The sequence below is a fragment of the Polaromonas sp. P4_F6 genome, assembly GCF_056401275.1.
Map to the genome: position 1 here is coordinate 1 of NZ_JBFUJQ010000016.1, position 24,503 is coordinate 24,503.

The 24,503-nt window shown below is 64.9% G+C and carries 20 protein-coding genes; 9 read left to right on the top strand and 11 right to left on the bottom strand.

From position 1 onward, the window contains the following. Positions 1 to 193 precede the first annotated feature (193 nt). The 4 genes from carA (at position 194) to AC1DUN_RS23505 (ending at position 5,681) form a co-directional block, all read left to right on the top strand. Complete coding sequence (gene carA / locus AC1DUN_RS23490) at positions 194 to 1,375, top strand: glutamine-hydrolyzing carbamoyl-phosphate synthase small subunit (protein WP_074579941.1); 1,182 nt, start codon at positions 194 to 196, stop codon at positions 1,373 to 1,375. Next, the gene (gene carB, locus AC1DUN_RS23495; RefSeq protein ID WP_477662721.1) at positions 1,368 to 4,598 is read left to right on the top strand and encodes a carbamoyl-phosphate synthase large subunit; all 3,231 of its coding nucleotides are present in this window, start codon (positions 1,368 to 1,370) and stop codon (positions 4,596 to 4,598) included. Before carA ends, carB begins: the two co-directional genes overlap by 8 nt. A gap of 147 nt (positions 4,599 to 4,745) precedes the next feature. Next, positions 4,746 to 5,222, top strand: a complete 477-nt coding sequence (gene greA, locus AC1DUN_RS23500) for a transcription elongation factor GreA (protein WP_074579943.1) — start codon at positions 4,746 to 4,748, stop codon at positions 5,220 to 5,222. Between the two features lie 9 nt (positions 5,223 to 5,231). Then, complete coding sequence (locus tag AC1DUN_RS23505) at positions 5,232 to 5,681, top strand: DUF4149 domain-containing protein (protein ID WP_477716084.1); 450 nt, start codon at positions 5,232 to 5,234, stop codon at positions 5,679 to 5,681. A gap of 5 nt (positions 5,682 to 5,686) precedes the next feature. Here AC1DUN_RS23505 and folD read toward each other — a convergent pair whose 3' ends face one another. From folD to AC1DUN_RS23520, 3 genes are all read right to left on the bottom strand, one after another. Then, positions 5,687 to 6,532 carry a bifunctional methylenetetrahydrofolate dehydrogenase/methenyltetrahydrofolate cyclohydrolase FolD gene (gene folD, locus AC1DUN_RS23510; RefSeq protein ID WP_477716085.1) on the bottom strand — a complete coding sequence of 282 codons (846 nt, stop codon included), beginning with the start codon at positions 6,530 to 6,532 and terminating at the stop codon, positions 5,687 to 5,689. Between the two features lie 87 nt (positions 6,533 to 6,619). Then, positions 6,620 to 7,246 (bottom strand): response regulator transcription factor, encoded by a 627-nt coding sequence (locus AC1DUN_RS23515; RefSeq protein ID WP_007866460.1) that lies wholly within the window; start codon positions 7,244 to 7,246, stop codon positions 6,620 to 6,622. Positions 7,247 to 7,295: 49 nt separating this feature from the next. Continuing rightward, positions 7,296 to 9,863, bottom strand: a complete 2,568-nt coding sequence (locus AC1DUN_RS23520) for a PAS domain S-box protein (protein WP_477716086.1) — start codon at positions 9,861 to 9,863, stop codon at positions 7,296 to 7,298. 347 nt (positions 9,864 to 10,210) lie between these two features. On the opposite strand from AC1DUN_RS23520, the gene aceE reads away from it, so the two are divergent. Genes aceE through lpdA form a run of 4 tightly spaced genes read left to right on the top strand, consistent with a single transcriptional unit; the run spans position 10,211 to position 17,072 of the window. After that, on the top strand, positions 10,211 to 12,934 hold the full coding sequence (gene aceE, locus AC1DUN_RS23525) for a pyruvate dehydrogenase (acetyl-transferring), homodimeric type (protein ID WP_477716087.1): 2,724 nt from the start codon (positions 10,211 to 10,213) through the stop codon (positions 12,932 to 12,934). Positions 12,935 to 12,986: 52 nt separating this feature from the next. After that, on the top strand, positions 12,987 to 14,651 hold the full coding sequence (gene aceF, locus AC1DUN_RS23530; protein ID WP_477716088.1) for a dihydrolipoyllysine-residue acetyltransferase: 1,665 nt from the start codon (positions 12,987 to 12,989) through the stop codon (positions 14,649 to 14,651). Between the two features lie 7 nt (positions 14,652 to 14,658). Then, a complete protein-coding gene (locus AC1DUN_RS23535) occupies positions 14,659 to 15,249 on the top strand; it encodes an Ntn hydrolase family protein (protein ID WP_007862769.1) in 591 nt (196 codons plus the stop codon). Then, positions 15,246 to 17,072 carry a dihydrolipoyl dehydrogenase gene (gene lpdA, locus AC1DUN_RS23540; RefSeq protein ID WP_477716089.1) on the top strand — a complete coding sequence of 609 codons (1,827 nt, stop codon included), beginning with the start codon at positions 15,246 to 15,248 and terminating at the stop codon, positions 17,070 to 17,072. The genes AC1DUN_RS23535 and lpdA overlap by 4 nt, the downstream gene beginning before the upstream one ends. 60 nt (positions 17,073 to 17,132) lie before the next feature. Here the strand turns inward: lpdA and soxA are convergent, their stop codons facing one another. The 8 genes from soxA to AC1DUN_RS23580 form a co-directional block, all read right to left on the bottom strand. Next, a complete protein-coding gene (soxA, locus tag AC1DUN_RS23545) occupies positions 17,133 to 17,909 on the bottom strand; it encodes a sulfur oxidation c-type cytochrome SoxA (protein ID WP_477716090.1) in 777 nt (258 codons plus the stop codon). Further along, entirely contained in the window at positions 17,906 to 18,229 is a 324-nt protein-coding gene (soxZ, locus tag AC1DUN_RS23550; RefSeq protein ID WP_413329145.1) for a thiosulfate oxidation carrier complex protein SoxZ, read from the bottom strand. Before soxZ ends, soxA begins: the two co-directional genes overlap by 4 nt. After that, positions 18,229 to 18,705 (bottom strand): SoxY-related AACIE arm protein, encoded by a 477-nt coding sequence (locus AC1DUN_RS23555; protein WP_477716091.1) that lies wholly within the window; start codon positions 18,703 to 18,705, stop codon positions 18,229 to 18,231. Before AC1DUN_RS23555 ends, soxZ begins: the two co-directional genes overlap by 1 nt. 7 nt (positions 18,706 to 18,712) lie before the next feature. After that, positions 18,713 to 19,168 (bottom strand): sulfur oxidation c-type cytochrome SoxX, encoded by a 456-nt coding sequence (gene soxX / locus AC1DUN_RS23560; protein ID WP_477716092.1) that lies wholly within the window; start codon positions 19,166 to 19,168, stop codon positions 18,713 to 18,715. Next, positions 19,165 to 21,381 (bottom strand): xanthine dehydrogenase family protein molybdopterin-binding subunit, encoded by a 2,217-nt coding sequence (locus AC1DUN_RS23565; RefSeq protein WP_477716093.1) that lies wholly within the window; start codon positions 21,379 to 21,381, stop codon positions 19,165 to 19,167. The genes soxX and AC1DUN_RS23565 overlap by 4 nt, the downstream gene beginning before the upstream one ends. Continuing rightward, positions 21,378 to 21,881 (bottom strand): (2Fe-2S)-binding protein, encoded by a 504-nt coding sequence (locus AC1DUN_RS23570; RefSeq protein WP_074579955.1) that lies wholly within the window; start codon positions 21,879 to 21,881, stop codon positions 21,378 to 21,380. The genes AC1DUN_RS23565 and AC1DUN_RS23570 overlap by 4 nt, the downstream gene beginning before the upstream one ends. Positions 21,882 to 22,034: 153 nt before the next feature. Beyond that, positions 22,035 to 23,150, bottom strand: a complete 1,116-nt coding sequence (locus tag AC1DUN_RS23575) for a winged helix DNA-binding domain-containing protein (RefSeq protein WP_477716094.1) — start codon at positions 23,148 to 23,150, stop codon at positions 22,035 to 22,037. A gap of 2 nt (positions 23,151 to 23,152) precedes the next feature. Further along, a complete protein-coding gene (locus AC1DUN_RS23580) occupies positions 23,153 to 24,064 on the bottom strand; it encodes a glycosyltransferase family protein (protein ID WP_477716095.1) in 912 nt (303 codons plus the stop codon). A gap of 153 nt (positions 24,065 to 24,217) precedes the next feature. Here AC1DUN_RS23580 and AC1DUN_RS23585 point away from each other — a divergent pair, with 153 nt between their 5' ends. Next, complete coding sequence (locus AC1DUN_RS23585) at positions 24,218 to 24,376, top strand: hypothetical protein (RefSeq protein ID WP_477716096.1); 159 nt, start codon at positions 24,218 to 24,220, stop codon at positions 24,374 to 24,376. Positions 24,377 to 24,503 lie beyond the last annotated feature (127 nt).

The following is a 24,503-nucleotide window of genomic DNA, read 5'->3' on the forward strand; positions in this document are numbered from 1 at the left end:
GGGGGGCAGCGACCCACACGAAGTGGGGGAGCGTGGGGGCCTCGTCCCTAGGCTATAATCAGTGGCTTTTCAAAACACAGCTTCGCCCGAGCGCATACAAAGCCACCACCCTCTCAAAAGCAGCCTGCAAGAGTCTTGACCGAGACGTATCTTGTGCACGCTTGGGCGAACCGTAACCAACCCGGAGAACCCAGTGCTTTTGTCTCTACAGGGAAACACCCCTCACGCCATCCTGGCGCTCGCAGACGGCACGGTCTTTATCGGCAATTCGATTGGAGCCGCGGGCTCCACGGTCGGCGAAGTGGTGTTCAACACCGCGATGACCGGCTACCAGGAAATCCTCACGGATCCCAGCTACTGCCAGCAGATCGTCACCCTCACGTACCCGCACATCGGCAACTACGGCGTCAATGCCGAAGACGTCGAAGCTGAAAAAGTCCACGCCGCCGGCCTGATCATCAAGGACTTGCCGCTGCTGGCCTCGAATTTCCGCAAGTCCATGACCCTGTCCGAATACCTGGTCAAGGAGAAAACCGTCGCCATCGCCGGCATAGACACGCGCCAGCTGACACGCCTGCTGCGCACCAAGGGAGCGCAAAACGGCTGCATCCTGGCCCTGCCCGCCGGCGAAGCGGTGAGCCAGCCCGCGATCGAAAAAGCCGTCGCGGCCGCCCGCGGTGCCCCCAGCATGGCCGGCCTGGACCTGGCCAAGGTCGTCTCGGTCAAGCAGACCTACGAATGGACGCAGACCGAGTGGAAACTCGGCGCGGGCTACGGCGTGCAGATCACGCCCAGGTTCCACGTTGTGGCCTTCGATTTCGGCGTGAAGAAAAACATCCTGCGCATGATGGCCGAGCGCGGCGCGCGCATCACCGTGGTGCCGGCGCAAACCCCCGCCGCCGACGTGCTCAAGCTCAAACCCGACGGCATCTTCCTGGCCAACGGCCCGGGCGACCCCGAGCCCTGCGACTACGCGATCACCGCGGTGCGCGAGCTGATTGAAACCGGCATCCCGACCTTCGGCATCTGCCTGGGCCACCAGATCATGGCACTGGCCAGCGGCGCCAAGACCTTCAAGATGAAGTTCGGCCACCACGGCGCCAACCACCCGGTCAAGGACCTGGACAACGGCCGCGTCAGCATCACCAGCCAGAACCACGGCTTCGCGGTCGATGAAAAAAGCCTGCCCGCCAACCTCAGGCCCACGCACATCAGCCTGTTCGACGGCACGCTGCAGGGCCTGGCCCGCACCGACAAGCCGGCGTTCTGCTTCCAGGGCCACCCGGAAGCCTCGCCCGGCCCGCACGATATTTCATACTTGTTTGACCGTTTCACCGCGCTGATGGAACAGGCCGGGGAGAAGAAGAATGCCTAAGCGCACAGACATCAAAAGCGTCCTCATCATAGGCGCCGGCCCCATCATCATCGGCCAGGCCTGCGAGTTCGACTACTCCGGCGTGCAGGCCTGCAAGGCGCTGCGCGAAGAGGGTTACAAGGTCATCCTGATCAACAGCAACCCCGCGACGATCATGACCGACCCGGCCACCGCCGACGTCACCTACATCGAGCCCATCACCTGGCAGACGGTTGAAAAAATCATCGCCAAGGAGCGCCCCGACGCCATCCTGCCGACCATGGGCGGGCAGACCGCGCTCAACTGCGCGCTGGACCTCTGGCACAACGGCGTGCTCGACAAGTACAAGGTCGAGCTGATTGGCGCCAAGCCCGAAGCCATCGACAAGGCCGAAGACCGCCTGAAGTTCAAGGATGCGATGACCAAGATCGGACTGGGTTCGGCCCGCTCCGGCATCGCGCACAGCATGGACGAAGCCTGGGCCGTGCAAAAGAGCGTCGGCTTTCCCACCGTGATCCGTCCCAGCTTCACGCTGGGCGGCACCGGCGGCGGCATCGCCTACAACTCCGAAGAATTCGAAGTCATCTGCAAGCGCGGCCTGGAAGCCTCGCCCACCAACGAGCTGCTGATCGAAGAATCGCTGCTCGGCTGGAAAGAGTACGAGATGGAAGTCGTGCGCGACACCGCCGACAACTGCATCATCGTCTGCTCCATCGAAAACCTGGACCCCATGGGCGTGCACACCGGCGACTCCATCACCGTCGCCCCGGCCCAGACGCTGACCGACAAGGAATACCAGATCCTGCGCAACGCCTCCCTGGCCGTGTTGCGCGAAATCGGTGTGGACACCGGCGGCTCCAACGTGCAGTTCTCCATCAACCCGGTCGACGGCCGCATGGTCGTGATCGAGATGAACCCGCGCGTTTCGCGTTCCTCGGCGCTGGCTTCCAAGGCCACGGGCTTCCCGATCGCCAAGGTCGCGGCCAAGCTGGCCGTGGGCTACACGCTGGATGAGCTGCGCAACGAGATCACGGGCGGCGCCACCCCCGCGAGCTTCGAGCCCAGCATCGACTACGTGGTCACCAAGATTCCGCGCTTCGCCTTCGAAAAATTCCCGGCCGCCGATTCGCGCCTGACCACGCAGATGAAGTCCGTCGGCGAGGTCATGGCCATGGGCCGCACCTTCCAGGAGTCCTTCCAGAAAGCGCTGCGCGGCCTGGAAGTCGGTGTGGACGGCATGAACGAGAAAACCCAGGACCGCGAGGTACTCGAGAAGGAACTCGGCGCCCCCGGCCCGGACCGCATCTGGTACGTGGGCGATGCCTTCGCCCAGGGCATGAGCGTTGACGAAGTGTTCGCGCTGACCAAGATCGACCCCTGGTTCCTGATCCAGATCGAGCAGATCGTCAAGATCGAGCTGGAGCTCGAAACCACCTCGCTCGACAAGATTGACGCCGTCACGCTGCGCGCGCTCAAGCAAAAGGGCTTTTCCGACCGCCGCCTGGCCAAGCAGCTCAAGACCACCGACACGGCCATCCGCGAAAAGCGCCGCGCGCTGGGCGTGCGCCCGGTCTACAAGCGCGTGGACACCTGCGCCGCCGAGTTCGCGACCAACACCGCCTATATGTACTCGACCTACGAGGCCGAGGGCAGCGAGTGCGAAGCCGCACCCACCGACAAGAAAAAAATCATGGTGCTGGGCGGCGGGCCCAACCGCATCGGGCAGGGCATCGAGTTTGACTATTGCTGCGTGCACGCCGCGCTGGCCATGCGCGAAGACGGCTACGAGACCATCATGGTCAACTGCAACCCCGAGACGGTTTCCACCGACTACGACACCAGCGACCGCCTGTATTTCGAGCCGCTGACGCTGGAAGACGTGCTCGAGATCGTCGACAAGGAAAAACCGCTGGGCGTGATCGTCCAGTACGGCGGCCAGACGCCTTTGAAGCTGGCGCTGGACCTGGAAGCCAACGGCGTGCCCATCATTGGCACCTCGCCCGACATGATCGACGCGGCCGAAGACCGCGAACGTTTCCAGAAGCTGCTGCACGAGCTCAAGCTGCGCCAGCCGCCCAACGCCACGGCGCGCACCGAGCCCGAGGCACTGGAAAAAGCCGCCGCGCTGGGCTACCCCCTGGTCGTGCGCCCCAGCTATGTGCTGGGCGGCCGTGCCATGGAAATCGTGCACGAGCAGCGCGACCTTGAGCGCTATATGCGCGAAGCCGTCAAGGTCAGCCATGACTCGCCCGTGCTGCTGGATCGTTTCCTGAACGACGCGATCGAATGCGACGTCGACTGCCTGCGCGACCCCGAAGGCCGCACCTTCATAGGCGGCGTGATGGAGCACATCGAGCAAGCCGGCGTGCACAGCGGTGACTCGGCCTGCTCGTTGCCGCCGTACTCGCTGAGCGCGGAGACCGTCACCGAAATCAAGCGCCAGACCGCGGCCATGGCTGAGGCGCTGACGGTGGTGGGCCTCATGAACGTGCAGTTCGCCATCCAGAACATCGACGGCAAGGACGTGATCTACGTGCTGGAGGTCAACCCGCGCGCCTCGCGCACCGTGCCCTTCGTCAGCAAGGCCACCGGCATCCAGCTGGCCAAGGTGGCGGCGCGCTGCATGGTCGGCCAGTCGCTGGCGTCCCAGGGCATCAAGGACGAAGTCACGCCGCCTTACTTCAGCGTCAAGGAAGCGGTCTTCCCCTTCGTCAAATTCCCCGGCGTGGACACGATTCTCGGCCCCGAGATGAAATCCACCGGCGAGGTCATGGGCGTGGGCAAGACCTTCGGCGAAGCCTTCGTGAAGTCCCAGCTGGGCGCGGGCACCAAGCTGCCGACTTCGGGCAAGGTCTTCCTGACCGTCAAGAACAACGACAAGCCGCGTGCCGTGGAAGTGGCGCGCGCGCTGGCCGCGCAGAAGTTCGAGCTGGTGGCAACCAAAGGCACGGCGGCCGCCATCCAGGCGGCGGGCATTGCCTGCACCGTGGTCAACAAGGTCACCGAAGGGCGGCCGCACGTGGTGGACATGATCAAGAACAACGAGATTGCCCTGGTCATCAACACCGTCGAAGAGCGGCGCAACGCGATCACCGATTCGCGCCAGATCCGCACCTCGGCGCTGCTGGCCCGCGTGACGACCTACACCACGATTGCCGGCGCCGAAGCGGCCGTGGAGGGCATGAAGTACCTGGACAACCTGCCGGTCTATTCCGTGCAGGAGCTGCACGCCCAACTGGCCTGAAAGGGCCTGAAAACCCGGGCCCGGCCACCGGTTTTTCCCGGATTTCGCCGGGTCCGATTTGCATTAAACTTGTTTCATTGAAGTTTTGAATTCAAGCGCCGCCGCCAGGTGACTGGTGGCGGTTTCGCTTTTGCAGGAGCAAAAAACATGGCCACCATCCCCATCACCAAACGCGGCGCGGAAAGCCTCAAGGCGGAACTGCACCAGCTGAAAACCGTGGACCGCCCCTGGGTCATCAATTCGATTTCCGAAGCGCGTGCCCAGGGCGACCTCAGCGAAAACGCCGAATACGATGCCGCCAAGGATCGCCAGGGCTTTATCGAAGGCCGCATCCAGGAAATCGAAGGCAAGCTTTCAGCCGCGCAAATCATCGACCCGTCCGAGCTGGACGCGGGCGGCAAGGTCGTGTTCGGCTCGACCATAGAACTGGAAGACGAAGACACCGGCGACAAGGTGACCTACCAGATCGTCGGTGAAGACGAAGCCGACATCAAGCTGGGCCGCGTCAACATCAGCTCGCCGATCGCGCGCGCATTGATCGGCAAGGACGAGGGCGACACGGCCGAAGTTCAGGCACCGGGCGGCATCAAGCGCTACGAAATCATTGCGGTGATGTATATCTAGGTTTTACCGATGAAGCAGCGCTTCACCGTGATGGTGGCTGCCCTCTGGTGGGGCAGTCTGACGGCTTTGGGCTTTGTCGTCGTCCCCATGCTGTTCGCCAACCTGGGCGCCCCCGCTGTGGCCGGAGCCATGGCCGCCAAGCTTTTCACCGCGCAGACCTGGGTCAGCGCAGGTTGCGCCATGCTGCTGCTGGTGGTGCTTAATAAAAAAGACGATGCAGCTCTCGCGCGGCAAGCGCAGGCCGCCATGAAATTCGTCGTGGCTGGTTTGCTGCTGACTTTGGTGGTGGAGTTCGGCATTGCGCCACGCATCGTCAGCGCGCGCGCCGAGGGCGGCAACCTCAAGCTCTGGCATGGCTTGGGCACGGCCTTGTATGCCCTGCAGTGGCTGTGCGCCGGGCTGGCGCTGTGGCGCCTGGTGCCGGCATCGCAAGCCGGCCAGCCGCCCGCCGCGGACTAAGCGGCTCAGCCGCGCTCAGCGGCTTCCAGTGTATTGACCAAGAGCATGGTGATGGTCATCGGGCCGACACCGCCGGGCACAGGCGTGATGTAGCCGGCGACTTCCTTGACACCCTCAAAATCCACGTCGCCGCAAAGCTTGCCTTCATCATTGCGGTTCATGCCCACGTCGAGCACGACGGCGCCGGGCTTGACCATGTCGGCCGTCAGCACATTGCGCTTGCCGACGGCGGCCACGATCACATCGGCCTGCAGTGTCATGGCCTTGAGGTCCTTGGTGGCGCTGTGGCAAATGGTGACGGTAGCGTTTTTTTGCAGCAGCATCAGCGCCATGGGCTTGCCGACGATGTTGCTGCGGCCTATCACCACGGCATGTTTGCCCTTGAGGTCGTAGTTGATGCTTTCCAGCATCTTCATGCAGCCGTAAGGCGTGCAGGGCCAGAAGCCGGGCTGGCCGACCATGAGCGCGCCGGCGCTGGCGACGTGAAAGCCGTCCACGTCCTTGGCCGGCGAGATGGCTTCGATGACCTTGTGCGCGTCGATGTGCGCGGGCAGCGGCAGCTGCACCAGGATGCCGTGGATGGCCGGGTCATTGTTGAGCGCGTCCACGCGCGCCAGCAGCTCGGCTTCGCCGAGGGTGGCGGGGTATTTTTCGAGTACCGAATGCAGGCCGCTGTCCTCGCAGGCCTTCACCTTGTTGCGCACATAGACCTGGCTGGCCGGGTTTTCGCCCACCAGCACCACGGCCAGGCCGGGCGTGATGCCGCGCGCGCGCAGGGCGGCGGCCCGCAGCGCGACGTCGGCGCGCAATTGTTTGGAGAGGGCGTTTCCGTCAATCAGCTGGGCGGTCATTTTTGGATCGGTTTCTCAAAGTAAAAACGCCCGCTGGTCCAATCAATACGGGCGTCAAGGGCTATCGCAAAGACAGCGAAAGTGCGGTCAGCCTTTGGGCGCGTTGGACCCCAGGGCGATTTTGAGCAGGTCGGCCACGGTGTTGGCGTTGAGCTTTTCCATGATGTTGGCGCGGTGCGCCTCCACCGTCTTGATGCTGATGCCCAGGTCGTCGGCGATCTGCTTGTTGAGCCGGCCGGCCACGATGCGCTCGAGCACCTGGGCCTCGCGCGAGGTCAGCTTGGCCAGCAGGGCGTCGCGGCTGGCGGACTGCTGGAACTCGCTGAAGGCTTCCTTGGCCTGCTCCAGCATGCGCTCGACCAGGTTGACCAGGGCTTCTTCCTGGAAAGGCTTCTGGATGAAGTCCATCGCGCCTTTTTTCATGGTGTTGACCGCCATGGGCACGTCGCCGTGGCCGGTGATGAACACGATGGGCAGCGGCGACTTGCGCTCGACCAGGCGGTCCTGCAGCTCCAGCCCGGTCATGCCGCCCATGCGGATGTCGACGATCAGGCAGGCCACTTCGCGCGGGTCGTAGCGGGAGAGGAAAGTTTCGGCCGAGTCGTAGCAGCGGACGCGGTAGTCCTTGCCCTCGAGCAGCCACTGCAGCGAGTCGCGCACGCCCTCGTCATCATCAACGACGTAGACGGTACCTTTTTTGGGAATCAAGCTCATGCCAAACTTTCTTTCGTGAACTTCTCAAGAGACGGTTCTTGAAGGGCTTTCAGTGAACGCCTGCGTTCCTGGCTGCCGTGCTGTCGCCGGCTGGCGCCGTTGGCAGGATCAGGGGTGTCACAGGGATCCAGAAGGTAAACCGGCACCCCACCACTTCGTCCCCATTGTAGAGGTTCTCTGCCTCCATTCTTCCCTGGTGGGACTCGACGATGCTGCGGCACAGCTTCAGGCCTATGCCCATGCCTTCGGCCTTGGTGGAGTAGAAGGCCTCATAGAGCCGGCCCATGACTTCGGGCGACAGGCCGCGCCCGGTGTCCAGCACCGAAAACTCCACCACGGCCTGGTCTTCGATCTGCTTGGGCACCACGCGCAGCTCGACGCTGCGGCGCGCTGTGGGCAGGTGGGCCTGCTCGATCGACTCGGCCGCGTTTTTCATAAGGTTGATCAGCACTTGCTCGATCAGGATGGGGTCCACCATGATTTCGGGCAGGCGGGCCGCGATGTAGTGGCTCAGGCGCACATGATGGCGGCGCAGCTCGATGTCGGCCAGCTCCATGGCATTGCTGACCATGGTGGCCACATCGGCCGCCATGCGGTTGGGCTCGCTGCGTTTGACGAAGGAGCGTATGCGCTGGATGATCTGGCCGGCGCGATGCGCCTGCTTGGCGGTCTTGTCCAGCGCGATCAGCAGGTCTTCGTTGCTGATCTGCTTGCCCTTGATGCGCGAGACCATGCCGTTGCAGTAGTTGTTGATGGCCGTGAGCGGCTGGTTCAGCTCGTGCGCCACGCTGGAGGCCATCTCGCCCATGGTGATCAGGCGGCTGGCGGTCTGGGCCCGCTCGTTCTGCTGGGCGGCCTGTTCCTCGGCATGGCGCCGCGGCGTGATGTCGGTGGCGATCACCATCTGGGCCAGGCGGCCGTCCACCCAGGTCAGGTAGCGCGAACGCACTTCCAGCCATTTGCTGAGTTCGGGCACGTAGATCTCGGCGTTTTCCGTCTGCGCCGCCGTCAGCGTATCGGTCGGGAAGCCGGCCAGGCCGTCGACCGCGTCCAGCGTGTCGTCGGTGGGCACGGCGCTGGGCACGCCGGCCTGCGCGATCAGGTTCAGGTGGCCCGACACCTCGCCGCCAAACCAGGAGCGGTACAGCTTGTTGGCGAACAGCAGCTCTTCGCTGCCCAGCGGCGCCACCGAGACGGCCGCGTCCAGCCCCTCCAGCACCGTGGTGAAGCGCTCATAGGAGGCGGTCAGTTCCTCGCGTATGCGCTTGGGCTCGGTGATGTCCGTCATGGAGGTCATCCAGCCGGTCTGCTGGCCGCGCGGGTCTATCAGCGGCGAGACGTACATGCGGGCGTCGAAGATCTGGCCGTTCTTGCGTTTGACGCGCACCTCGAAGCCGCCCGGCGGCGTGCGGCCGTGCAGCTCGTCGTCCAGCCGCTGCATCAGGGTGTCGATCTCGCCTTCCGGCCAGTGCGGAAACGGCGGCGTGCGGCCCACCAGGTCGCCCTCGGTCAGGCCCGTCATCTGGCAGAAGGCCGGGTTGACGTAAGTGATACGGCCCTGCAGGTCGAGCGCGCGCATGCCGGTCAGCATGGAGTTTTCCATGGCGCGGCGAAAGTTGGTCTCGGCGATCAGCGCCTGCTGGGCTTGCACGCGGCGGCGCGTGTGGCGCCAGGTGCCCAGCAGCATCCACACCGTGAGCGCGCTCAGCGCGCTGACCAGCCAGAAAAAGCCGCTGCCGACCACGCCCAGCGAGGCGCGGTAGCCCTCGGCGCGTATCAGCAGGCCGTTGCCGACCGGCGAGACCGGTATCTCGTATTCGGCCGCGCCGTCGGACCAGGGCAGCAGCCGGGCCGCGGGATTGCGCGGCGGCGGCAGGTTGCCCGCCAGCACCTGGTTTTTGTCGTCGATCAGGGTCACCGCGTATTTGGCGGTGACCTCGGTCGGGACGCCGAAGCGCAGCAGCCCGTCGATGGAGTATTCGCCCATGATGACGCCGGCGAATTTGCCCTGGTCGTCCAGCGGCACCTGCAGCTGCAGGGTGGGGGCGTTGTAGCCGCCGGCTTCCTTGGGCGTCAGCGGACGCGAGTACACCGGCTGGCGCAGGTCCCTGGCCAGCTCGTAGGTGCCGTCGGTCTCGCCGACCTTGAGCTGTTCGCCCACGCCGCGCAACTGGCTGCCGTTGGCGCTGGGGGATACATAGGCCACCTTGATGCGCCGCTTGCTGTCCACCCAGGTCACCGCCATGAGCTCGGGGTACTGGTTGACCAGCGACTCGGCCTGGGTGATGAACTCTTCGGTGTCGACCTCCTTGTTGGAGACGTCGCGCCCTATCCGCATGAGCTGCTCCTGCCGCTCCAGCAGGCGCAGGCGCAGGCGCTGCTGCGCGTACTCCACGTCGCGTTTGACGGCCTGCTGCTCGCGGTCGATTTCCTCGATGCGCAGGTAGCCGAAGGCGGCGATCACGGCCGCCAGGAAGAGCGCGACGGCCAGCAACGGGCCCAGCGTGATGAAGCGGTCCTGGCGCGACGGCGATTGCCGCCGCCACCAGCGGCGCCACAGGGCCAGGGGAGCGGGGGTCACCGCGGATTCGGCGAGGGCAGGGGCTTGCTGGGTCATAGGAGGAATGGTGCAGTTTAAGGGAGATGCCCCGTGCGGGGCAGGGTTGACCCTGATTCTTGAAGGTGAAGCAGGGCGCGGCGGTGCGGTGGCCATGCCGCGGGAATGTCGCGTAAGAGGCTTGCCCCGGGCCCATGGATGCGACGTATGCTTACTTTTAAATTTCTTAATGTGAAATCAATAAGCACTATTTGAAATCTCACAAATATTATGAGAAACTAGGGACTTGAATCTAATTTGCGTTTACAACACGTTTAGACCAAGTTGGACACAGGCCCTGTGAGCGGCTCAATAAGAGGCCGCATCGCAGCTTAAACAAGCTTTATCAGGCTACTCAGGAGACAAAAATGGCTGCCAATCCCACCCAAGCCGGCGACAACTTGCGCGCCGCCGCCAACGACGCACTGGACAAAGACAGTCAGGAAACCCGAGAGTGGATGGACGCCTTGTCCGCCGTCATCGAAAGCGAGGGCCCGGAGCGCGCCCACTTCCTGCTGGAGCAACTGCTGGAGCACGCCCGCCAGAAAAGCATAGACATGCCTTTCTCGGCCAACACCGGCTACGTCAACACCATTGAGACCGACCAGGAAGAGCGCTCGCCCGGCAACCTCGAGATCGAGGAGCGCCTGCGCGCCTACATGCGCTGGAACGCCATGGCCATGGTGGTCAAGGCCAACCGCCTGCACCCCGCCGACGGCGGCGACCTGGGCGGCCATATCGGCTCCTTCGCCTCGCTGGCCAGCCTGTTCGGCGCCGGCTTCAACCACTTCTGGCACGCCGAGAGCGAAAACCACGGCGGCGACTGCCTCTACATCCAGGGCCATGTGTCGCCCGGCGTCTATGCCCGCGCCTACCTTGAAGGCCGCCTGACCGAAGAGCAATTGCTCAACTTCCGCCAGGAAGTCGACGGCAAGGGCCTGTCCAGCTACCCGCACCCCAAACTCATGCCCGAGTTCTGGCAGTTCCCCACCGTCTCCATGGGCCTGGGCCCGCTGATGGCGATCTACCAGGCGCGTTTCCTCAAGTACCTGCATGCCCGCGGCATCGCCAACACCGAAAACCGCAAGGTCTGGGCCTTCCTCGGCGACGGCGAGATGGACGAGGTCGAATCCATGGGCGCCATCGGCCTGGCCGCGCGCGAAAAGCTCGACAACCTGGTCTTCGTCATCAACTGCAACCTGCAGCGCCTGGACGGCCCGGTGCGCGGCAACGGCAAGATCATCCAGGAACTCGAAGGCGAGTTCCGCGGCGCCGGCTGGAACGTCATCAAGCTGCTGTGGGGCAGCAACTGGGATCCGCTGCTGGCCCGCGACAAGGACGGCGCGCTGCGCAAGGTCATGATGGACACGCTGGACGGCGACTACCAGGCCATGAAGGCCAATGACGGCGCCTATGTGCGCAAGCATTTCTTCGGCCAGGACCCGCGCACGCTCGAGATGGTCGCCAAGATGAGCGACGAGGACATCTTCAACCTGCGCCGCGGCGGCCACGATTCGCAAAAGGTCTATGCCGCTTTCCACAAGGCGGTCAACCACAAGGGCCAGCCCACCGTCCTGCTGATCAAGACCGTCAAAGGCTTCGGCATGGGCAAGATCGGCGAAGGCAAGAACAACGTCCACCAGACCAAAAAACTGGCTGACGAGGACATCAAGGCCTTCCGCGACCGCTTCAACATCCCCATCCCCGACAGCAAGCTGGCCGACATCCCCTTCTACAAGCCGGCCGACGACACGCCCGAGATGCGCTACCTGCACGAGCGCCGCAAGGCCCTGGGCGGCTACCTGCCGCACCGCCGCGTCAAGGCCGACGAGCAGTTCACCGTGCCCGCGCTGGAGACCTTCAAGTCGGTGATCGAGCCCACGGCCGAAGGCCGTGAAATCTCCACCACCCAGGCTTATGTGCGCTTCCTCACGCAGCTGCTGCGCGACCAGGCCCTGGGCCCGCGCGTCGTGCCCATCCTGGTGGACGAGGCCCGCACCTTCGGCATGGAGGGCCTGTTCCGCCAGATCGGCATCTACAACCCCGACGGCCAGAAATACACGCCGGTCGACAAAGACCAGGTGATGTACTACAAGGAAGACAAGCAGGGCCAGATCCTGCAGGAAGGCATCAACGAGGCCGGCGGCATGAGCAGCTGGATCGCGGCGGCCACCTCGTACAGCACCAACAACCGCATCATGGTGCCCTTCTACGTGTACTACTCGATGTTCGGCTTCCAGCGCATCGGCGACCTGGCCTGGGCGGCCGGCGACATGCAGGCGCGTGGCTTCCTCTTGGGCGGCACTTCGGGCCGCACCACGCTCAACGGCGAAGGCCTGCAGCACGAAGACGGCCACAGCCATATCCTGGCCGGCACGATTCCCAACTGCATCAGCTACGACCCGACCTTCGCGCACGAAGTCGGCGTGATCCTGCACCATGGCTTGAAGCGCATGGTCGAGAAACAGGACAACGTTTACTTCTACCTCACCCTGCTCAATGAGAACTACGCCATGCCCGGCCTCAAGCCCGGCACCGAAGAGCAGATCATCAAGGGCATGTACCTGTGCAAGGAAGGCGCCAAGCTCACGCCGCGCGTGCAGCTGCTGGGCTCCGGCACCATACTGCGCGAATCCATCGCCGCGCAGGAACTGCTTGAAAAAGAATGGGGCGTCGCCGCCAATGTGTGGAGCTGCCCGAGCTTCAACGAACTGGCCCGCGACGGCCAGGGCACCGAGCGCTGGAACCTGCTGCACCCGGCCGACAAGCCCCAGGTGTCCTTCGTGGCCCAGCAGCTTGAAAAGCACACCGGCCCCGTCATCGCGTCGACCGACTACATGAAGGCCTATGCCGAGCAGATCCGCCCCTTCATCCCCAAGGGCCGCACCTACAAGGTGCTGGGCACCGACGGCTTCGGCCGCAGCGACTTCCGCAGCAAGCTGCGCGAGCACTTCGAGATCAACCGCCATTACATTGTTGTGGCGGCCCTCAAGGCGCTCAGCGAAGAGGGCACGGTGCCGGTCGCCAAAGTGACCGAAGCCATCAAAAAATACGGCATCAATGTCGACAAGATCAACCCGCTTTACGCTTGAGTTAAAACCCTGACGTAGACGCACAGACGCCTGAAGCAAACGGAGACAAGATATGGCAGTGGTAGACATTCAAGTTCCTGATATCGGGGATTTCGACGAAGTGACCGTGATCGAATTGCTGGTCAAGCCCGGCGACACCGTCAAGGCCGAGCAGTCGCTGATCACCGTGGAGTCCGACAAGGCCTCCATGGAAATCCCCTCCAGCCACGCGGGTGTGGTCAAGGAACTCCGGGTCAAGCTGAGCGACAAGGTCAAGCAGGGCTCGGTCGTGCTGACGCTGGAGGTGGCCGGCGCCGAAGCCGCCGCACCGGCTCCCGCCGCAGCGGCCAAACCGGCCGCCGCGCCGGCAGCTCCCACAGCCGCTTCGCCCGCACCGGCGCCTGTCGCGGCCCCTGCGGCCTCCGGCCCGGTCGAAGTCCGCGTGCCCGACATCGGCGACTTCAAGGACGTGTCCGTCATCGAAGTGCTGGTCAAGCCCGGCGACACCATCAAGGCCGAGCAGTCGCTGGTCACCGTCGAATCCGACAAGGCCTCCATGGAAATCCCGTCCTCGGCCGCCGGCGTGCTCAAGGAACTCAAGGTCAAGCTGGGCGACACCGTCAATATCGGCGACCTGCTGGCCATCCTCGAAGGCTCTGCAGCCGCAGGCGCATCGCCTGCTGCGGCGCCGGCCCCCGCGCCAGCACCTGCTCCCGCCGCAGCAGCGGCAGCCGCGCCCGCGCAGGCGGTCGCATCGGCCCCCGCCAGCCAGCCTGCTCATGACCCCACCACGGCGCCGCAAGGCAGCCTGCCGCATGCCTCGCCCTCGGTGCGTAAGTTCGCGCGCGAGCTCGGTGTGCCACTGGCCGAAGTCAAGGGCTCAGGCCCCAAGGGCCGCATCACGCAGGACGACGTGCAGGCCTTCACCAAGTCGGTGATGGACGGCAGCATCCGCACCCAGGCGCAGGCCGCCAAGGCCCCGGCATCGTCCGGCGGCGGCGCCGGCCTGGACCTGCTGCCCTGGCCCAAGGTCGACTTCACCAAGTTCGGCCCGGTCGAGCGCAAGGACATGTCGCGCATCAAGAAGATCAGCGGCGCCAACCTGCACCGCAACTGGGTGATGATCCCGCACGTCTGCAACCACGACGATGCGGACATCACCGAGCTCGAAGCTTTCCGCGTGCTCATGAACAAGGAAAACGAAAAAGCCGGCATCAAGATCACCATGCTGGCCTTCCTGATCAAGGCCTCGGTCGCCGCGCTCAAGAAATTCCCCGAGTTCAACGCCTCGCTCGACGGCGACCAGCTGGTGCTCAAGCAGTACTACAACATCGCCTTCGCCGCCGACACCCCCAACGGCCTGGTCGTGCCCGTCATCAAGAACGCCGACCAGAAGGGCATCGTGCAGATTTCGCTGGAGATGGGCGAACTCGCCAAGAAGGCGCGCGACGGCAAGCTGAGCCCGGCCGACATGTCCGGCGCCTGCTTCACGATCTCGTCGCTGGGCGGCATTGGCGGGCGCTACTTCACGCCCATCATCAACGCGCCTGAAGTCGCCATCCTGGGCGTCTGCAAGAGCTCGACCGAGCCGGTCTGGGACGGCAAGGCCTTCCAGCCGCGCCTGATGCTGCCGCTGTCGCTGAGCTGGGACCACCGCGTGATCGACGGCGCCGCCGCCGCGCGTTTTAACGCCTACCTCGGACAGATCCTCGCCGACTTCCGCCGCGTCCTTCTCTAATCCGAAGATGACAACGCTTGTAGTCGTCAAAAAGGCGGGGCAGGTTGCCATCGCCGCCGACACGCTGGTCACCTTCGGCGACACCAGCCTGGGCCACCGCTTCGAGGCCAACAGCAAGATCTTCAAGGTCGACACGCCCGCCGGCATGAGCTACGTCGGCATGGCCGGCACGGTGGCGCATTTCCCGGTGCTGCGCAAGGCCATGGCGGCCCTGCCCAAGGACCAGCTCAAGCTGGGCTCGCGCGACGAGGTCTTCGACACCTTCGTCAAGCTGCACCCGCTGCTCAAGGAAACGTTCTTCCTGCAGACCAAGGAAGACGACAACGACCCCTACGAGTCCAGCCAGTTCACCGTCGTCATCGCCAATGCCAGCGGCATCTACGGCCTTTACAGCTACCGCGAAGTCTTCGAGTTCAAGGAATTCTGGGGCATAGGCTCGGGCCGCAGCTTCGCGCTGGGCGCCATGCACGCCGCCTGGGACAAGGCCAAGACCGCGCGCGAAGTGGCCATGGCCGGCCTCAATGCGGGTTGCGAGTTCGACAAGAACTCCGCCGGACCCGTCGACATATTCACCCTTAAATTGAAAGCCTCCAAATGAGCGCATCCAGCCTGGTAGACATCAAGGTGCCGGACATTGGCGATTTTGACGAAGTGTCCGTGATTGAAGTGCTGGTCAAGGCCGGCGACACCATCAAGGCCGAGCAAAGCCTGATCACCGTGGAAAGCGACAAGGCCTCGATGGAAATCCCATCCTCCGCCGCCGGCGTGGTCAAGGAGGTCAAGGTCAAGCTGGGCGACAAGGTCAAGCAAGGCTCCGTGGTGTTGACGCTGGAAGCTTCCGGCGCCGCTGCCGCCGCTCCCGCGCCTGCGCCTGAGAAGAAAGCCGCTGCTCCGGCCGCATCCGCGCCTGCCGCACCCGCCCCGGCGGCCGCGAGCTTCAGCGGCTCCGCCGACCTCGACTGCGACGTGCTGGTGCTGGGCGCCGGCCCCGGCGGCTACTCGGCCGCCTTCCGCGCCGCCGACCTGGGCCTGAAGGTCGTGCTGGTCGAGCGCTATGCCACGCTGGGCGGCGTCTGCCTCAACGTGGGTTGCATCCCCTCCAAGGCGCTGCTGCACGTGGCGGCCGTGATGGACGAGGTCAAACATTTCGACAGCCTGGGCGTGAGTTTTGGCGAGCCCAAGCTCGACATCAACAAACTGCGCACGCACAAGGAAAAAGTCGTCGGCAAGCTCACCGGCGGGCTCACGGCCATGGCCAAGATGCGCAAGGTCACCACCGTGCGCGGTGTCGGCCAATTCGTCGGCGCCCATCACCTCGAGGTTGAAGAAACCAGCGGTGCCCAAGGCCAGGAAAAAACCGGCAAAAAACAGACCATCGCATTCAAGAACTGCATCATTGCAGCCGGCTCGCAAGCGGTACGCCTGCCTTTCATGCCGGATGATCCGCGCGTGGTCGACAGCACCGGCGCTCTGGCGCTCAAAGAGGTTCCCAAACGCATGCTGATCCTGGGCGGCGGCATCATAGGCCTGGAAATGGGCACCGTCTATTCCACCCTGGGCGCGCGCCTCGATGTGGTCGAGATGATGGACGGCCTGATGCAGGGCGCTGACCGCGACCTGGTCAAGGTCTGGCAGAAGATGAACGCGCCGCGTTTTGACAACATCATGCTCAAGACCAAAACCGTGGGCGCCAAGGCGACCAAGGCTGGTATCGAGGTCAGCTTCGAAGGCGAGGGCGCCCCGGCGCCTCAGACCTACGACCTGGTGCTGCAGGCCGTGGGCCGCACACCCAACGGCAAGAAGATCGCCGCCGAGAAGGCCGGCATCAGCGTGAGCGACCGCGGCTTCATCCCCGTCGACATCCAGATGCGCACCAATGTGCCCCACATCTTCGCCATCGGCGACATCGTGGGCCAGCCCATGCTGGCGCACAAGGCCGTGCACGAAGCGCATGTGGCCGCCGAAGTCATCGCCGGTGAACTGCAGGGCAACAAGGAACTGGCCAGCGCCGCCTTCAACGCCCGTGTGATCCCCAGCGTGGCCTACACCGACCCCGAAATCGCCTGGGTGGGCCTCACCGAGGACCAGGCCAAGGCGCAGGGCATCAAGGTCAAAAAGGGCTTGTTCCCCTGGACGGCCTCCGGCCGCGCCATCGCCAACGGCCGTGACGAAGGCTTCACCAAGCTGCTGTTCGACGACAGCCCCGAAGCGCACGGCCACGGCAAGATCCTGGGCGGCGGCATTGTCGGCACGCACGCCGGCGACATGATCGGCGAGATCGCGCTGGCGATTGAAATGGGCGCAGACGCCGTCGACATCGGCAAGACCATACACCCGCACCCCACGCTGGGCGAAAGCATGGGCATGGCCGCGGAAGTGGCGCACGGCAGCTGCACCGACTTGCCGCCGGCGCGCAAATAAGCCGCGCATCGCGTAACAAAAAGCCCGGGCATGCCCGGGCTTTTTGCTTTGAAGGACGGCTCAGGGCCGCACGCCCGGCGCCTCCATGGCCATGCCTTTGGCGCGCGCCTTGAGGTACAGCTCCAGCTCCACCAGTTCCTGCGCGCCATAGGCAAAGGGTTCAGCGCGCACGCCGCTCATGCAGCCGCGCAGGCGGCGCTGCAGCGAGCCCATGGCCTGCCATTCAAGGCGGTAGACCGGGTAGCCGGTAGGGTGCGCTTCGGGGATCAGGCTGCCGGCCAGGCGTTTGCCGGGCAGGCCGTCGTGGCATTGTGCGCAGGACAGGTTGAGTTGCCCGATACGTTGCGCGAATAGCTGCTGGCCGCGCTCGCGAAAGGGTTCCAGCCTCGTGTCCTCGGGCGGTGCCAGCGGCAGGCCGCGTGACTGCAACGCGACGTAGGCTTCCAGGCCCAGCAATTCCTGGCTCTCGGGGCGCAACGGCGCGGCCTGTTGGTGCTGCTGGCGGCACTGGTTGATGCGTTGGCCCAGTGTGACGGGACGGCCCAGTCCGGTGTCAAACGCCGGGTAGCGTGCCGCCACGCCGCGCATGCTGCTTGGTGCCGCCGCGTGGCAGCTGATGCAGGCCTTGCCGCTGCTGCCTGCCGGCTGCTTCCACAACGCCTCGCCGTCTTGCACCCATAGCATGCCGGGGTTGAGCGCGTCGTCTTTCTGCATGGCCTGGGTGGCGGCGCCCATGTCTTCAAAGCCTGAGCGGCGTGTGTCCTTGCCGGCGGTGTTTTGCGCGCAGGCATTTCCAAGGGATAAAGACAGCAGAAGGCAAACCAGGATGCGTGTCATGCCGTGACGGCCAGCTGGATGCTTTCCGCCTGCGAAAAACCGTTGTCGCCTTCCCAGCTGAGCACCAGCGTACCGCTCTCGGTGGCCACGGTATGGAAGGCGATGTAGGGATTGGCCGAGACGGCCGAGAACAGCTCGGCGCTGAAGACCAGCTCACCGTTGTAGCGGCAGCTGAAGGTCTGGATGATGTTGCGCGGCAGGACCTTGCCGTCCTCGCCGGCGCGAAAGCCGGTTTCCATGGGGTGGCCTATGGTGGCGCGTATCTCTATGACCTCGCCGCGCCTGGCGGTGGAAGGGGCGTTGATCAGGGTACGGGCCATCAGGGATCACCTTCTATACAGGCGGCTAGCGTGACGATGACGTTGACCGTGTGCGACCAGTAGCTGCCGTCGCTCATCTGTGCGACGGCCACCAGCTGCTGCGAGGTGGCCAGCCGTATGCGCGTGCTCACGCTGGCCTTGCCGGCGCGCGGACCCAGCGTGAAGCGGGCCACGTCGCGCTGGGGATTTTTCTCATTGAAGACGGCAATGCTTTTGACATGGTCGGCGGCCGTCATGGGGCTGTCCACCGTGACGGTGATGGGCACCACATTGCCGTTGTCCACCAGTTCGGCAATGTCGAGCTTGACCTTGCCCGCGCGAACCGGCGCGCCCTGGGTGTAAGCCGCCACGGCCACCGCCAGGTCGCCCGCGGCGGCAGACGCGGGGCGCAGCACCACCCCCATGGCCAAGCCGGTGGCGCCGGCCAGGATGTGGCGCCGGCGGGGCAGGGCGGGTGGGTGCAGGGGCAGCGTCATGGCCGTCTCAGTTTCGCAGCGTGCGCAAGAAGGCCACCACGTCTTCAATTTGCTGTGGGTTCATGATGGGTTTGCCCTGCCAGGCGGTGCCCACACGTACCAGGCCCTCACTGCGGTAATAGGCCGGCATCATGCTGGCCGGGTTCAGGCGCTGCGCGTCGGCGATGCGCAGGCGCAGCTGGCCTTCGCTCCAGCGCGAGCCCGCGCCCGCCAGGTCGGGCGCCAGGTTGCCCTGGAAGCGCTCTTCGGGAATGGGGCCGGTATGGCACAGCAGGCACAGGCCGTGCTGTCGGCTGGCGACAATGGCGCGGCCGCGCGCCGGATCGCCCGGTGTGCTTGTCAGCGCTTGCGGGATGGCATCGCCGACGATCTGCAACGGTGGCGATTGCTGCTGTTGTTGCGACAGGCTGGCCCAGGGCGCCACCATCATCATCCCGCCGGCGATGGCGCCTTGCCAGTTCATGCTTTCTTGAGGTCGTGGTTTTTCAGCGGCAGCTCGCGTATGCGTTTACCCGTGGCCGCGAACACCGCATTGAGCACCGCCGGCGCGGCGACCGCGATGGTCGGCTCACCCACGCCGCCCCAGAAGCCGCCCGAGGCCACGATGATGGTTTCCACCGCGGGCATGTGCTGCATCTGCACCACGGGGTAGGTGCTGAAGTTGTCCTGTTCCATGCGGCCGTCTTTTTGCGTGCATTCGCCGAACAGCGCCGCGGACAGGCCGTAGGCGAAAGAGCCTTCGACCTGGGCCTCGATCTGCTGCGGGTTGACGGCGTAACCCGGATCGGTGGCCGCCACGATGCGGTGGACCTTGAGCACGCCGTCCGGGCTGACCGACACCTCGGCGCAGGCCGCCACATAGCTGCCGAAACCCATGGTCTGGGCCAGGCCGCGGTAGACCTTCTGGCCGCCCACGTCGGGCGGCGCTACGCCCCATTTGACGCGTTCGGCCACCGCGTTGAGCACGGCCAGGTGCTTGGGGTGGTTGCCCATGAGCTTGCGCCGCAGGGCCAGCGGGTCCTGCTTGGTGGCGAAGGCGATTTCGTCGATGAAGGACTCGAGGTAGATGGTGTTCTGGTTCAGGTTCACGCCGCGCCAGAAGCCCGGCGGCACGCTGGGGTTGCGCATCGCATGGTCTATCAGCAGGTTGGGGAAGCTGTAGCCTATGGAGGCCTCGGGCCCCGGTGCGTTGAGGCCCTGGAACTGCACCGGGTCCAGCCCGTTGCGGATGTTCTGCGGCGCCACGCCGGCCAGGATGGACTGGCCCGAGATGCGCATGTGCAAAGCCGTGACATTGCCCTGCGCGTCCAGCCCGGCCTGCAGCTTGCATTGCGTGACCGGGTGGTAGCGGCCGTGCAGCATGTCTTCCTCGCGCGACCACAGCAGCTTGACCGGCACGCCCGGCATCTGTTTGGCGATGTCCACGGCCTGGCGCACCCAGTCGTGCACCGCACCGCGCCGCCCGAAGCCGCCGCCGAGGTGAATTTTGTAGACCTCGCATTTGGCGACCGGCAGCCCGGCGGCTTCGGAGGCCGCGGCCAGCGCCGCCTCGCCGTTCTGGGTCGGCGTCCAGACTTCGCAGCGCTCGGGTGTCCAGCGCGCGGTGGCGTTCATGGGCTCCATGGTCGCGTGGTTCTGGTGCGGGTAGGCGTACACCGCTTCTATGCGCCTGGCAGCAGAGGCCAGCGCGGCTTTGGCGTCGCCGTTCTGGTTGCCGACCACCGCGTCGTTCGCGTCCAGTCCGGCCTTGAGCATCTGGGCCACGCTGGCGCTGGAGTTGGCGGCATTGGGGCCGTTGTCCCATTCGATGGGCAGCGCGTCCAGCGCGGTCTTGGCGCGCCACCAGGTGTCGGCCACGACGGCCACTGCGCTGTCGCCGACCGCCAGCACCTTCTTCACGCCGGGGCGTTTTTCGATGGCGGCGGCATTGAAGCTCTTGACCTTGCCGCCAAACACTGGGCAGTCCTTGATGGCCGCGTTGAGCATCCCGGGCAGCTTGAGGTCGGCGCCGTAGACCTGCTTGCCCGTGACCTTGTCCTGCGTGTCCAGGCGCGCCAGGCGCTTGCCCACGAGTTTCCAGTCTTTCGGGTCCTTGAGCGTGACGTCGGCCGGCGGCGACAGCCTGGATGCCGCGACCGCGACCTTGCCGTAGCTCACGCTGCGGCCGCTGGGCGTGTGCGTGATGAGGCTGTTGGCGGCGCGGCATTCGGACACCGGCACCTTCCATTCATTGGCCGCGGCCTGCACCAGCATCATGCGCGCGGTGGCGCCGCCCTTGCGCACGTAGTCGTGCGACTCGCGTATGCCGCGGCTGCCGCCGGTGGAGAAATTGCCCCAGGCCCGGTTGCGCGCGAGGTTTTGTCCCGGTGTCGGGTATTCGGTGCTGACTTTCGCCCAGTTGCATTCCAGCTCTTCGGCCACCAGCTGCGCCAGGCCGGTCAGGCTGCCCTGGCCCATTTCAGAGCGCGCGATGCGGATGACCACCGTATCGTCGGGGCGCACCACCACCCAGGCGTTGATCTCCTGGGTGTCGGCGCCCTGGGCCGCGGCCATGCCGGCGAAGGGAATGTGGAAGGCGACCACCAGGCCGGCCGATGCGCCCGAGGCCAGGAAGCGGCGGCGCGACAGCCGGGGCGATGCCAAAGCGGAAGAGGAGGGCAGGGTGGTGGTGCTCATGTCGTGCTCCCGTCGGTGTGCTGGATGGCGAGCGCCGCACTCTTGGTGTTGCCGCCCGCGGCGACGACCTTGATGGCGGCGCGTATGCGGTTGTAGGTGCCGCAGCGGCAGATGTTGGTCATGGCCTCGTTGATGTCGGCGTCCGTCGGATTCGGCTTGGCCTTGAGCAGCGCCGCCGCCGCCATCACCATGCCGCACTGGCAGTAGCCGCACTGCGGCACGTCCAGCGCGACCCAGGCTTTTTGCACCGGGTGCGAGCCGTCGGGCGACAGGCCTTCGATGGTCACGATTTTTTCGGCTGCGCCGACTGTGGAGACGGGCCGCACACAACTGCGCGTCGGCACGCCGTCGATGTGCACGGTGCAGGCACCGCAGGCCGCGATGCCGCAGCCGTATTTGGTGCCGGTGAGCCCGAGCTGTTCGCGCAGGACCCACAGCAGCGGTGTGTCGTCCTCCACTTCAAACTCACGCACGGTACCGTTGACGTTCAGCTTTGCCATGGATGCGCTCCTCACAATTGAAAGAACCTGGATGGGCCGGAAGATAGTAGCGCCGGCGCATGTCGAATGCACCGGGGGTTTCTATACCTGAGTAATGTGCTGACCCCGACAGCCCTGAAAAGTTTGACCGGGTAAACCCTTGTGATGAAGGCCTCAGCTGGCTTTCGCCAGCGGCAAGCCCATGAAAGCCGCATAGCGCTGTGCGGCAAGCTGCAGCGCGCCGGCGCTGCCGCGCGGCAGCGGCGTGAAGGGCGCGGTGGAAATGCTGAGCCCGCCTTTTTTGGCTTCAGCCTGCCAGGTGCCGGCCACGCGACCGCCAAGCAGCAACGCCGGGCGGAACAGGCCGTTGGGCGTCATGAGCTTGCCGGCATGCGCGGTATCGACGATGGCTTTACGGTCGGTGTAGCCCAGCACATATTCGTCAAAGCCCGCCAGCAGCTGCAGCAACGGCTTGCCGGCCGGCTGGGCAGGCGCCTGCGTGCGTTTGGACCACCAGACGGTGCCGCCCTCAAACAGTGCGTGCGTGAGGCCAGGTGCGGCCATCTCCAGCGCCGCCCGGGCTTCGCCGGCGGCCAGTCCGGACCACCAGCTGAAGTCCGCCAGCGTGGCGGGGCCGTGGCTCGCAAAATAACGTTGCGCGAGTTTTTTCAGCGCGTCTTCGCGGGGCAACTCGGGCTGCGCTGGCAACCACTCATCGAGCAGTGCATAGCGAGCCTGCTTGCCCCTCGGATCGCCGAGGCAGATCAAGCCCGTCTGCGCCGCGCGGTACAGGATGCGCCCACCACGATGGCCCTCGGTGTCTATGCGACGGCGCGCGAGTGACGTGAAAAGTTCCTCGCGCGTCAACTGCTGGCCGCCTTGCAGGCATTGGCGAATGGCCGGCAGGATTTTGCGGAAGGCGGCCTCATCAAGGTTCACCTCGCGGTAGGCGGCCGCGGTGCGGGTCAGCAAGGCCGGCGCGGCCAGGGCCAGCAGCCAGCGCAGGTCGGCGGCCGCCGCCAGGTGCAGCGTGCCGCGCAAGACCCAGCTGCGCACCACCTTGCGACTGGCCAGCGCATCTTCTATCGCCGCGTCGGTGACGGCGGCAGGGGCCGCGAAGCGTGAGCCGACGGCCCAGCGCGCATGGGCATATTCCTGCGCCTGCACCGCGCCCATCCATTGCACCGCTTGCTCAACCCGCTTGAAATCGGCCGGCCCGGAAGGCACGGGAGCCAGGCGCTGGCTGGCCAGCCGCAGCGCAATCAGTTCCTGCCGCGAGATCTCCGCCATGCTCAGGCCATGCTTTCAATCATCGCCAGCATGCGGCTTTGCCAGGCTGCCGGCGAGAAGCGCTCGCGCAGCAGCATTTGCGATGCGCGCACCATGGCTTCGCGCCGCGGCACATCGGCCAGCAGTTCCGCGCAAGCCTGCGGCAGGTCTTCAAGTTCCGCCATCACCATGTGCTCGCCGGGAACGATGCCGAAATCTTCCCAGCCTTCAAAACTGTCGGAGACCACCGCCGTGCCGGCCGCCCAGGCTTCAAAGGTGCGGAACTGGTCGAAGTAGCGCAGCTCGGAATCGGCATGCACATTAAGGCTGATGCGCGCGCCGGCGCGGCAGGCGTCGCGCGCCGTGCCCCAGAGGCCGCTCCGGATGAACTCGGCCTTCAGCGGCCCTGGGCTCGCCAGGAACAGGCGCTCGGCTTCGCGCCGCCTGGCCGTGTCGCCGCCCAGCATGACGATGTCCCGCGTCCTGTCCGCCTCAGGCAGCGGCGCGCGCAGCTGTTTGTCCGCGACCAGGTAGGGCAGGCGCAAGCTTGTGAGCGCGGGGAAGTGCTGGGCCAGATAGCGTTCTATGGATGCATCCATGGCCATCACGGCGTGCAATCCGGGCGCGATGGCATCAAACAACTCGGCCTTGTGGCGGTGCACCGTGGCTGAGGCGTTGCGCGTCAGCGGGTCGAACATCCAGAGCACATGCTTGCCGTGACGCGGCATGCCGTGTTTGGCAAAGCGCTCAAAGGCGTAGATGCCTGCGACAAGCAGGTTGACGTCGCAAGGGCCTACATCGGGCAAGGGTGCATCGGTGCTGTTGCCCATGTCGATGAACTCGACCTCGTGCCCGGCTTGCAGCAGCACATCCATCCACAGGCGGACGGCGCGGCCGAACAAGGTGTCTATGTCGGTGTAGAGGTGGATTTGCAATGCAGGTCTCGTTCTTCTTGTTTGCCTTCGCTGTTTAGGCATTGAACAGGCTCTTATAGCGCAATTTTGCGACGTGCCAGGGAGAGCGGACAGCGCGAATAGTTCACTGCGGACGGCCGGGTAGCTGCTGTGCATCGCAGAGGGCTTTTCGCATTGGCTGAAACGCTTGTGACGCCGGCCGGACTCAAAACGGCCGGCGACGGGGTTAACGGCGGCTTTCACAAAAACTTTACACAGCAGTTCAAGTTTTTTCCGGACCATCCGGGCTCGCTTGAGGTTGCGGAAAAAAGCGATGCAGTAAGCCGCAAGTAGCAGAAGACATCCAAAAAAATCCAGAAATCCAGAGAAAAGTCAAAAAGTGTAAGTAACAAGAATTCGTTGCCAAAAATTCAGGGATGACTTGCTGTCAAACGCGGCTGGTTATTAATCACTTTTTCTT